Raw genomic sequence first — 10,623 nt, 5'->3', positions numbered from 1 at the left:
GAAGCCTTGCAAAAGTCTTACTCTCTGGCACCAGATGAGGCTGGAGTGCTGTTCACCTTGGGGTCAGCCTATTTTCAAAAAAGCGAGTATAGAAAAGCGATCGCTCAGTTGAAAGCGGGATTAAAACTCAAACCCGATGTGCCAGAAGCCCTGTTTGACTTGGGCAATTCTTACTATATGCTCAATCAGTATAGTGAAGCAATCGATGCTTACAACAAAGCTGTTGACCAAGACAAAAGCTTTTGGCCTGCCATCAACAACATTGGGTTGGTGAACTATGAACAAGGAGATGTGGAGAGTGCCATTAAAAAATGGGAAGCAGCCATAGGGATTGATAAAGAGGCGGCAGAACCTCAACTTGCGATCGCTGTGGCTCTGTATGCCCAAGGGGATATCGAAAAGGGACTGTTAATGGGAGAAGCGGCAATCCGCCTAGATAGCCGCTATGCTAACTTAGAGTTTCTTAAGGAAAACTTGTGGGGTAAACGCCTGCTTTCTGAAACCAAAAAGTTTCTGGAAAATCCCAGAATCCAAGCCACCATTATCCAGGGTGAAGGTATACCCTAAGTAGCTCAACTCCACCTGTCATGGGTGACTTCTAAAAATAGTGCTTGATCTCTATCAATTGCCAATAGGGGAGGGATGGCAGCCAAATATGGGCAATCATCTCAAGGGCGGTGGTTTTAAGATTGGCAATTTTCAAGAAAGGAATTTAATTGTCCTGGGGTAGTAGAGCCATGATTTGATCAACAAACTGTTGATGGTCAACAACGGGTTTGGAGATGTAGTCATCGGCACCACTTTGCTTAAGAAATTTTTCTCTATCCCCTTCCATCGCATGAGCAGTGACCAGAATAATGGGCAGTTTAGAGGTATCAGCATCAGCCTTAAGCATTTGGGTAATCTTAATGCCGTCTACTGATTGACCCTGATAAACACTATGAGCTAGGGAAACATCCATCAAGATAATGTCTGGCTCCCCAGCTTGGGCTAGCTGCATTACTTCTTCTACATCTTCAGTATGCTTTACATTCAAACCGCCCCGCTTAGTGAGAATCTTGGCAAAAACACGAGCATTAATCGGATCATCTTCGACAATCAGAACGGTTTTCATGGGCGTTGCATCAAGAGAGTCATTTTTGGCAAAAGAGTCATTTGATCATAAGTTTGACAGGGAATCTGTCATTTTGCTATTTCAAATTCAAGATGTCATCTTCCCAAGTCTACTTTCCCCACATCCTTAGCTAACTAGTAATGTTCATGGGACTAATACAGGTGATAGGCTGCTTAATACCAGGGAAGCTGACGCTCCTGGCAAAAGCCAACCCACACTGCATCCAAATTTACATTGTAGTGTCTTGGGGACAGTGGAACGGCTTGCTGGAAGCGAAGCTTCTGGCTGGTTAAGCTTGAGCCTGTTTCTTTGAGTCATTTAGCTAAGCAACACTATCTTAAGGCGGGAAATCGGCTTTGGAACCAGATGCTCAAATTTTATGGTGTAAGCATTCAGCCGTCAGCCGTCAGCCGTCAGCCGTCAGCCCTCAGCCGTCAGCCCTCAGCCGTCAGCCCTCAGCATTATTCCAATGCTTACCTGTTGTCTTGATGCAAAGCGCGAGTGGGGAGGGGCTGCGTGGGTCACCTGCGTCCGCACCTTGAAAGCCCCGTGGAAACCCCCGCAGGTCGGCGCTCCATCGCTTATTCAAAAGCACCTCAAGTAGCGTGCGCATTAGCTGAAAGCTGAAAGCTGAAAGCGGAAAGCTGAAAGCGGAAAGCTGAAAGCGGAAAGCTGATAGCTGAAAGCTGAAAGCGGAAAGCTGATAGCTGAATACTTAACTTAGGGTGAGCTAGTGTCTGTGTTTTTCTATATGCATCACCTATATGCATCAATAGTCACGCTGGTTAAGCTGGATGCTAGAGCAGATGGAAAGATCAAGGGGACTTGATTAGGTGAAGAAGACATTCTCTTCTCCTTATTTTTCCGATCTTTTCGAGTACCGTAGCCTTAACGAGCGTGCAATTTCCCTATACCCTAAACCCCGATCACCCTGTCAACTACCGCACACTGACCCGATGCGGGTACAGTGTGGGCTTGAATAAAGCCTGTTGACCAGACGGCCTTAAAAATAAGCGCAGCCGTTAGTACCAAGAGTTAAAGTTCGTACCTTGGAATGCGTGCCAGTTCCAAGCTCTACAACCGGGTGATTAAACAGGCCATTCGGGAAAGCCAGTGTGATCCGGAAAGTACCGAGTACTAACACCGTCTAGGCAAACCTTACCAAGAAATTGAGAGGTACAGTAATGTACACTTTTGTTTACGATAAAAACCTCTTTCCTCTAGACCCCTGCCATCCGGCACGGGCAAGAAAATTGCTAAAAAAGGGGCGTGCTAAGGTGTTCAAGCGCTACCCCTTCACCATCGTAGTACTAGACAGGACGGTCGAGGATTCAGTTACCCATCCCTACCGACTCAAAATAGACCCAGGCTCCCAAAAAACCGGCATTGCCATAGTTCAAGAGCAGACCGGACGGGTGACTAATGCCTTCGAGATTGAACACCGAGGGCAGCAGATTAAGAAATCTCTAGACTCTCGTAGAAAGTTAAGACAAAGGCGGCGTAGTCGTAAACTCCGATATCGCAAACCTCGGTTTCTTAACCGGACTCGAAAAGAAGGCTGGCTCCCACCATCTCTTGAAAGTCGGATTGCGAACGTCGAAACCTGGGTCAGGCGGATTCTAAGGGTATGTCCGATCACGGCACTCTCTCAAGAGTTAGTCAGGTTTGATATGCAGAAAATGCAGAACCCCGAAATTAGCGGCGTTGAGTACCAGCGAGGAGAACTATTCGGTTTTGAAGTCAAAGAATATTTACTCGAGAAATGGGGTAGAAAATGCGCTTATTGCAGTACTGATGGTGTTCCTCTTGAAATAGAACACATTCAAGCTTTAAGCCAGGGTGGCTCTAACCGAGTCAGCAACCTGACCCTGGCTTGCCGCCCTTGCAACCAAGCTAAGGGAAATCAGCCGGTGGAGATGTTTCTGCTGAAAAAACCGGACGTGTTAAAGCGGTTATTAACCAAAGCATTAACTCCTTTGAAAGATGCGGCGGCGGTTAATTCAACCCGATGGGAATTGCTCAGGAGACTCAAAGGGTACGGGTTACCTGTGGAAACGGGTACTGGTGGTCAGACTAAATTCAATCGCAAACTCCAGGGGCTTGCTAAAACCCATTGGACAGACGCGGCTTGTGTTGGTACTTCTACACCCGAAAGACTGCTAATTAATCGGCTCAGACCTCTGATTGTCAAAGCCAAAGGTCATGGCAGGCGGCAGCGATGTCGAACCGACCGATATGGCTTTCCTAATGGACATGCTCCCTCACAGAAATTCTTTATGGGGTTTCAAACCGGGGATTTAGTCAAGGCCGATATCCCATTAGGTAAATACGCGGGGCAGTATACCGGACGAATTGCGATTCGCTATAGGCCATCTTTTAAGCTGAGCACTAAGATAAGGAGCTTTGATGTACATCCGAAATATCTAAAAACCATTCAGCGAGCGGACGGCTATCAATACGGACTTTGAATCAACGGACTCGCTACCGCTCGACAAATTTATTGGCGGTAATTCCCCGGGCGCTAACCCTAACGGGTTTAGGCGTCCGCCCCCTTAACGCTTTTTAGGTGGTCAATTCCTTGGAGGATTTTTGATGACAAAACAGCTGAACCTACTGGAAAACAGTAATGTCATTCCCACAGCCCTGCATTTGGAGATGCAACGGTCATATCTTGAATATGCCATGAGTGTGATTGTGGGGCGTGCTTTACCTGATGTCCGTGATGGGCTTAAGCCCGTACATCGACGTATCCTATATGCGATGCACGAATTAGGGTTAACCCCAGATCGACCATACCGCAAATGTGCTCGTGTGGTTGGGGATGTGTTGGGAAAATATCACCCCCACGGTGACCAAGCGGTGTATGAAGCCATGGTGCGTTTAGTCCAAGACTTTTCCACCCGCTATCCCCTCCTTGACGGTCATGGCAATTTTGGTTCGGTGGATAATGATCCACCAGCAGCCATGCGTTACACTGAAACCCGACTTTCTCCCGTGGGCGCTCAAGCCCTATTGTCAGAAATTGGGGAAGCAACCGTTGATTTTATCGACAACTTTGATAGCTCCCAGCAAGAGCCAGTGGTACTCCCGGCACAATTACCGGTGTTGTTGCTCAATGGTTGCTCTGGCATTGCTGTGGGCATGGCCACCAATATTCCTCCTCACAATTTGGCAGAGATAGTAGATGGCTTGATTGCTCTGATTGACCGGCCCAATTTACCAGATGAAAAACTCTGGGAATTAATTCCCGGACCTGATTTTCCCACTGGGGGGGAAATTGTGGCAGCTGAGGGGATTCGGGATGCCTATACTACCGGTCGTGGCAGTATACCGATTCGAGGCATCACCAAGCTTGAAACCATTCAAGTCGGTCGAAAGAAACGGGGGCAGCGTAGGGCAATTGTAGTGAGTGAGTTGCCCTATCAGGTCCATAAGGCCGCCTGGATTGAAAAAGTAGCAGCTTTGGTGAATCAAGGGCGTATAGAAGGGATTAGCGATATCCGAGATGAAAGCGATCGCGAAGGGATGCGGGTGGTGGTGGAACTCAAACGAGATGCTCAGCCATCAGCGGTTCTCCAGCAGTTGTATAAGCAAACTCCCCTGCAAACAAACTTTGGTGCTATCCTGCTGACCTTGGTAGATGGACAACCCCGACAACTTACCCTGCGGCAGTTGTTAGAATCATTTATTAGCTTCCGAGAACAGACTCTAACCCGCCAATATACCTATGAGCAGTCCCAGAAAGAAAGACGTCTTCACCTGGTAGACGGGTTACTGGCTAGCCTCAATCAGCTGGATGCCATGATTGACATTCTCAGAAATGCTCCTGATGGTACCACTGCTAAGCTGTCCCTCCAAAATCAGTTAAACTTAAGTGAAATCCAGGCTGACGCAATTCTGGCCATGCCCATGCGACGGCTAACTGGCTTAGAACGAGAAAAGTTAGAGACCGAGGGTGAGGAACTTTCCCAGCGCCTGGAACAGCTGCACCAATTACTCAATGATCGGCGGGAATTGCTCAAAGCCCTGAAGAAAGATTTGCGATCGCTTAAACGCAAGTACGGTGATCCTCGCCGTACCATAATAAACTCTATTGCTTCCACTGAAAAAAAGCTAGAACAACCGACAGCTGCTCAACCCAGGAGTAAGAAATCTGCTCAACCCCAAAAAACTCCTGATACCCTACCTAATGCTCCCACTGAGCCAGAACAAACACTTCTAGAATTTACCTCTCACGGGTATGTACAGCGGCAAAGTGCCACAACACAGCCAAAATTACCCAAGTCAATTAAACAAGGGGAGGACTTTGTAGTTCAGGCTCAGCTGTTGCTCACCACACAAGAATTAATGGTAATCACTGGTTCTGGCAAAGCCTACCCAGTCAAAATTAGAGATATTCCACCAGCGGCTGGACGCAAGCAGGGTATTCCCTTGGTAAAGTTGCTGCCAAATTCTGCCCAATCAGAAACAGTTGTGGCTCACTTTAGGGTGCCAGATGACCTAGAAAACTTCACCCTAGTTTTGCTGACTCACCAAGGTAAAATTAAGCGTGTATCAGTATCTGAGTTGACAAAACTAACGAACCGTGGTATGTTGCTTACCAAGTTCAGAAATGATGATCAACTACAGTATGCCAACCTATCTACTACAGCGACACAAGTGGTGGTAGCAACCAGCAATGGACGGCTTTTGCGGTTTGAGGTGAATGACAAACAGTTACCGATTATGGGACGCAGCGCTCAAGGAAATCAAGCTTTGCGGCTAAAGGGTAAAGAAAAGCTGGTTGGCTGTGTTGTCCTAGGGGAAGAGGAAAACCTCTTACTGGTGTCTGAGCAGGGGTATGGAAAGCGCCTCCCCGTGCAGGCGATCAGGTTGGCTAATCGGGGAGACCTGGGAACTCAAGCGCTACAGTTTAAAACCGCTAAAGATGGTTTGGTCAGCATGGTCAGGGATTCCATCGCCAATGACGTCATGGTAGTCACTTCCCTTGGCGGTAAGCGTTTAGCTATGAAATCCGTGCCGATTTGGGGAAAAGATGGCACAGGCGATCGCATTGCCCAACTCAAGCCGGAGGAAAAAATCATCAGCGTTACTCCTGTGATTCAGGAATTAACTGTTTAAGGCGATAGCCCACACTGTGAACGGTTTCAATCAAATCTCTGGGTGCGCCAGCTAATCTCAGTTTGCGCCTCAAACTTTTGATGTAAGCGTTGACCGTCTCCTCTTCGGGAGGGTTTTCAAAAGACCAGACGTGCTCGATAATAACACTGCGAGTTAGTACCCGCCGACCGTTGCGCAGCAAAAACTCCAGTAAACTATACTCCTTACGGGTAAAGTGGATAGGTTGGTGAGCATAGCTTACTTCATAGGTACTCGGGTCAAGACGCAAATCTCCCCACTTAAGTACTGGTGGTGCGATAGATTGACCTCGGCGCAGCAGAGCCCGAATCCGAGCAAATAATTCTGGTAAGTCAACTGGCTTAACTAGATAATCATCAGCCCCTGCATCTAGACCCTTGACTTTATCATTAGTGGTATCGCGACCCGTCAACATTAGAATCGGCATTTGATCGCCTTGGGCTCGCAATTTTCGACAAACACCAAAGCCATCGAGCTTGGGCAGAGTCAGATCTAGCACCATCAAGTCATAATCAAGCATTTGGGATTGCTGGCAAGCAATTTCCCCATTGGTAACCAGATCAACCACGTAACGTTGGTTGGTGAGGGCTTCGGATAAATTTTCAGCAAGGAGAATATCATCTTCCACTAATAAAATTTTCATTGTAGAAGTAGTTTTTTGTTAAAAATGACTGATAAGAGTACATAGGTAAAGTCTAAAAGAGATTGGAGTGGCGATTCTAGGTCAAGATTAACTTATGTGACTCTCGTTCCTCCAGTTTCTACCTAGATCAGCAACAGTTAAGTTGACAGCAGTCGCAACCACTGTTCATAATTATCAGGTGGATAAACTTTAGCATTCAAAATAAACCCTTGGCTAACGTTGTTGTAATTGGTGCCCAGTGGGGCGATGAAGGAAAAGGCAAAATAACAGATCTGCTGAGTCGTTCAGCAGATGTAGTCGTCCGTTACCAGGGGGGCGTCAATGCTGGGCATACGGTTGTTGTTCAAGGTCAAACCTTTAAACTGCACCTGATACCTTCTGGAATTTTGTATCCGGATACAGAGTGTATTATTGGCTCCGGTACAGTTATTGACCCAGAAATTTTAATTGCCGAACTTGACCAACTTGAAGCACTGGGCATTTCCACTAAAAATCTGCTGATTTCAGACATAGCCCATGTCACGATGCCTTATCATCGATTGATTGACCAAGCATCGGAAGAGCGCCGGGGTAGGCAGAAAATTGGTACCACGGGTCGTGGTATTGGTCCGACCTATGCGGATAAATCAGAGCGTACTGGTATTCGGATCATTGACCTGATGGATCCGGAAGTATTGGTAGAAAAGTTAACCTGGACGATTAATTATAAGAACCCTATTTTAGAGAAGCTCTATAATCTATCGCCCTTAGACCCAGCTGGTGTGATCAAGCAATACCAGGAGTATGCTGAACGGCTAGGCTCCTATGTGGTGGATAGTTCCTTGAAGATTTATGAGGCGATTGAGCAAAAACGCAATATTCTGTTTGAAGGGGCTCAAGGGACACTGCTAGATTTAGATCATGGGACGTACCCCTATGTAACCTCTTCCAATCCAGTGGCTGGCGGAGCTTGTGTGGGTGCTGGTGTCGGACCGACAATGATTGATCGGGTGATTGGTGTGGCAAAAGCTTACACAACCAGAGTCGGAGAAGGACCGTTTCCCACAGAGATTCACACTCGAGAAGGAGAGTTACTTTGTGAGCTAGGATCAGAATTTGGGACAACCACCGGTCGCCGCCGCCGTTGTGGCTGGTTTGATGCCGTCATTGGTCGCTACGCTGTTCGGATTAATGGTCTTGACTGTCTAGCGATCACCAAACTGGATGTACTCGATACCTTTGAAGAAATTAAGGTCTGCGTCGCCTATGAAATTGACGGTGAACTCACTCGGGAATTTCCTAGCAGTACTAGCGTGTTTGCCCGATGCCAGCCCGTTTACAAAACCCTATCAGGTTGGCAAAAATCTACTGCTGAATGTCGGTCTTTAGAGGATTTACCAAAGGAAGCCTTGGATTATCTTAAATTCCTGGCAGAACTGATGAAAGTTCCTATTGCTGTGGTTTCCTTAGGAGCCAGCCGTGACCAGACAATTATTGTGGAAGACCCAATCCATGGTCCAAAGCGAGCACTATTGGATGCTAGCGGTACACCGATAACTTCGGGAGTTTAAGTGCGTCAGGGTATCAGGGCGTCAGGGTGTCAGTCGGAGAGTTTGAATCTCAGTAGTTTCCGATTCGATTAAAAACCCTGACCTACCATTGAGGTCAGCACCTCCCTCGGTGGCGGAATCGACCGGTAGCTGACCAGTAATTGCCATTAATTTGGCTACGTTATCTCGAAGAGTTAAAGTCCTAGCGATGAATGTTACTGTAGAATGTCAAAAGCGACCAGAAGGTAGTAAGCCGAGAGCCTTACGCCGTTCTGGATTGATTCCCACCGTACTTTACGGTCACAATGGTGCAGAATCTGTATCCTTAACTATGACGGCTAAAGCAGCAGAAGACTTGCTTAAAACAGCCTCGGTTAATAATACCCTGATAGAGCTCTCTATTCCCGACATTTCCTGGAATGGTCCAGTGCTGCTGCGGGAGATACAATCTCATCCTTGGAAAAATTACCTTTACCACCTCAGTTTTTTCTCAGTGGCTTCTCAAAATAAAGTAGAGGTTGTTGTACCTCTGAAGCTAGTGGGAGAAGCCGTGGGAGTTAAGCAAGGTGGAATTTTGCAGCAAAGGCTTACAACAGTAAAAGTGCAATGTCCCCCAGATAAAATTCCCGAAACCATTGATATTGATATATCAAATTTGGAACAGGGTAAGATGCTGTACATTTACGAGTTAGTCTTGCCAGAAGGGATCGAGGTTATGGATGAGCCTAAATTAAGTGTTCTTGCTATCACTTCTAAATAAAGCGTTGCAGAATACAGGTAAGCATATGCTTACCTTAAATCCTATTTTGTTAATTGCCGATTGAGCACTGAGAATTTTCACTGAGAATTTTCACTGTTCAATTTTAAATTAACAAATAACGTTCCATGATAAATATTCAACCGAAAACAATATCATTACTTTATACAGTAATCATAGAGCAATGATAGGTTGGTTATAGTTGTCTGATTAAGCCAGGGCAGAGTTAAAATTTCCCTGGCTTTTTTGTGAATGATTAGTTGGATTGGAAGAAAATGACAGAAAACTCTCAACAGTCAAGACCTATTGATGTCTTTGGTGTCGGAAATGCTTTAGTCGATATTCTGGCACTGGTGGATGATGATTTTATCCGGCAACATGACCTGAATCGAGGGGCAATGACTTTGATGGATGCCCAAAAGCAGGCTATGATTCTACACAATCTTGAGCATCATTCTCTGGAACTAAGCTCAGGAGGCTCGGCTGCTAATACTATGATTGCGATCGCTCAAAGTGGTGGTAAAGGCTTCTATTCCGGTAAAGTCTCTAGAGATACCAATGGGGAATTTTACCGACAAGACTTATTGGAGGCAGGGATTCAATTTGATGTGCATCCAGCTGAGCTATCTAGTGGTCCAACTGGTACCTGTGTGGTTCTAACTACCCCTGATGCTGAGCGTACTATGTGTACTCATCTGGGAGTGTCTACTACTTTGGCTCCTACTGATATTGATGTAGAACGACTCAGCCAATGCAAATATAGCTACGTTGAGGGCTATCTGTGGACGGGGGATGGCACTCGGAAAGCTTGTATTGAGGCTATGGAACAGTCCAAGCTTAAAGGAGTAAAGAGTGCTTTTACCTTTTCCGACTTCTTTCTAGTAGAGAATTTTGCTGATGATTTCCGTCAGCTGATTACAGATTATTGTGATGTGGTCTTCTGTAACGCGGAAGAAGCACGTCACTTCTGTGGATTGGAATCCTTGTCTGATTGTGCTGGTAAAATTAGTGAGTTAGTGGATACAGCTTTTATCACTGATGGCTCTAATGGTTGTTTAGTGGTGGAAAATAAAACAATTTTCCAGGTGCCTGGATTCCCAGCTAAGGCCGTGGATACCGTAGGAGCTGGTGATGCCTTTGCCGGTGGTGTGTTGTTTGGAATCACCAATGGTTTGACCACTAAGCAAGCAGCACGTTGGGGAAACTATTTTGCTTCAAAAGTAGTACAAACTCATGGTCCACGTCTGGAGGGTTCTCAGGCTGAGTCTGTCAAGGAAGTTGTTAGTAGCGATTAAGCTATTGTGTATTTAATTTAGACAGCTTTCGTTCGCGTAGCGTGGCCTACGGCCAATCATTGTAAGCATTCAGTCATCAGCTGTCAGCTAACAGCTGACAGCTGAATGCTTCCCAATTAGTAAACAGTTCCAAGTTAACTGTTTAT

At 46.3% G+C, this 10,623-nt stretch carries 10 protein-coding genes; 7 read left to right on the top strand and 3 right to left on the bottom strand.

The genetic code is table 11. From position 1 onward, the window contains the following. On the top strand, nucleotides 1–567 hold a 567-nt coding region (locus F6K38_RS15165; protein ID WP_287356859.1), incomplete at its 5' end, for a tetratricopeptide repeat protein. A gap of 145 nt (nucleotides 568–712) precedes the next feature. Here the strand turns inward: F6K38_RS15165 and F6K38_RS15160 are convergent. Further along, nucleotides 713–1,114 (bottom strand): response regulator, encoded by a 402-nt coding sequence (locus F6K38_RS15160; protein ID WP_008190602.1) that lies wholly within the window; start codon nucleotides 1,112–1,114, stop codon nucleotides 713–715. Between the two features lie 309 nt (nucleotides 1,115–1,423). Here F6K38_RS15160 and F6K38_RS15155 point away from each other — a divergent pair, with 309 nt between their 5' ends. From F6K38_RS15155 to F6K38_RS15145, 3 genes are all read left to right on the top strand, one after another. After that, nucleotides 1,424–1,603, top strand: a complete 180-nt coding sequence (locus tag F6K38_RS15155) for a hypothetical protein (protein WP_287356857.1) — start codon at nucleotides 1,424–1,426, stop codon at nucleotides 1,601–1,603. 695 nt (nucleotides 1,604–2,298) lie between these two features. Next, entirely contained in the window at nucleotides 2,299–3,582 is a 1,284-nt protein-coding gene (iscB, locus tag F6K38_RS15150; protein WP_008190597.1) for an RNA-guided endonuclease IscB, read from the top strand. 124 nt (nucleotides 3,583–3,706) lie between these two features. Beyond that, on the top strand, nucleotides 3,707–6,235 hold the full coding sequence (locus F6K38_RS15145; protein ID WP_287250662.1) for a DNA gyrase/topoisomerase IV subunit A: 2,529 nt from the start codon (nucleotides 3,707–3,709) through the stop codon (nucleotides 6,233–6,235). On the opposite strand, the gene F6K38_RS15140 is transcribed toward F6K38_RS15145, so the two are convergent. Then, nucleotides 6,204–6,896, bottom strand: coding sequence for a response regulator transcription factor (locus F6K38_RS15140; protein ID WP_287356855.1), 693 nt, complete (start codon nucleotides 6,894–6,896; stop codon nucleotides 6,204–6,206). The genes F6K38_RS15145 and F6K38_RS15140 overlap by 32 nt on opposite strands. A gap of 209 nt (nucleotides 6,897–7,105) precedes the next feature. Here F6K38_RS15140 and F6K38_RS15135 point away from each other — a divergent pair, with 209 nt between their 5' ends. Next, a complete protein-coding gene (locus F6K38_RS15135; RefSeq protein ID WP_008190589.1) occupies nucleotides 7,106–8,446 on the top strand; it encodes an adenylosuccinate synthase in 1,341 nt (446 codons plus the stop codon). 21 nt (nucleotides 8,447–8,467) lie between these two features. On the opposite strand, the gene F6K38_RS15130 is transcribed toward F6K38_RS15135, so the two are convergent. Beyond that, the gene (locus F6K38_RS15130; RefSeq protein ID WP_008190587.1) at nucleotides 8,468–8,593 is read right to left on the bottom strand and encodes a hypothetical protein; all 126 of its coding nucleotides are present in this window, start codon (nucleotides 8,591–8,593) and stop codon (nucleotides 8,468–8,470) included. 40 nt (nucleotides 8,594–8,633) lie between these two features. Here F6K38_RS15130 and F6K38_RS15125 point away from each other — a divergent pair, with 40 nt between their 5' ends. Beyond that, on the top strand, nucleotides 8,634–9,185 hold the full coding sequence (locus F6K38_RS15125) for a 50S ribosomal protein L25/general stress protein Ctc (protein WP_287356854.1): 552 nt from the start codon (nucleotides 8,634–8,636) through the stop codon (nucleotides 9,183–9,185). A gap of 272 nt (nucleotides 9,186–9,457) precedes the next feature. Continuing rightward, on the top strand, nucleotides 9,458–10,477 hold the full coding sequence (locus tag F6K38_RS15120) for an adenosine kinase (protein ID WP_008190583.1): 1,020 nt from the start codon (nucleotides 9,458–9,460) through the stop codon (nucleotides 10,475–10,477). The last annotated feature ends 146 nt before the right edge of the window (nucleotides 10,478–10,623 follow it).

The organism is Moorena sp. SIO3B2 (genome assembly GCF_010692525.1).
GTDB lineage: Bacteria > Cyanobacteriota > Cyanobacteriia > Cyanobacteriales > Coleofasciculaceae > Moorena > Moorena producens.
The sequence above is the reverse complement of the archived record's forward strand: the minus strand, read 5'-3'. Positions and strand labels throughout refer to the sequence as shown.

Bases quoted from the DNA above. Each gene is read 5' to 3' on its own strand.
- F6K38_RS15160 (WP_008190602.1), bottom strand. From the start codon at position 1,114: ATGAAAACCGTTCTGATTGTCGAAGATGATCCGATTAATGCTCGTGTT.
- iscB (WP_008190597.1), top strand. From the start codon at position 2,299: ATGTACACTTTTGTTTACGATAAAAACCTCTTTCCTCTAGACCCCTGC.
- F6K38_RS15145 (WP_287250662.1), top strand. From the start codon at position 3,707: ATGACAAAACAGCTGAACCTACTGGAAAACAGTAATGTCATTCCCACA.
- F6K38_RS15140 (WP_287356855.1), bottom strand. From the start codon at position 6,896: ATGAAAATTTTATTAGTGGAAGATGATATTCTCCTTGCTGAAAATTTA.
- F6K38_RS15130 (WP_008190587.1), bottom strand. From the start codon at position 8,593: ATGGCAATTACTGGTCAGCTACCGGTCGATTCCGCCACCGAGGGAGGT.
- F6K38_RS15125 (WP_287356854.1), top strand. From the start codon at position 8,634: ATGAATGTTACTGTAGAATGTCAAAAGCGACCAGAAGGTAGTAAGCCG.
- F6K38_RS15120 (WP_008190583.1), top strand. From the start codon at position 9,458: ATGACAGAAAACTCTCAACAGTCAAGACCTATTGATGTCTTTGGTGTC.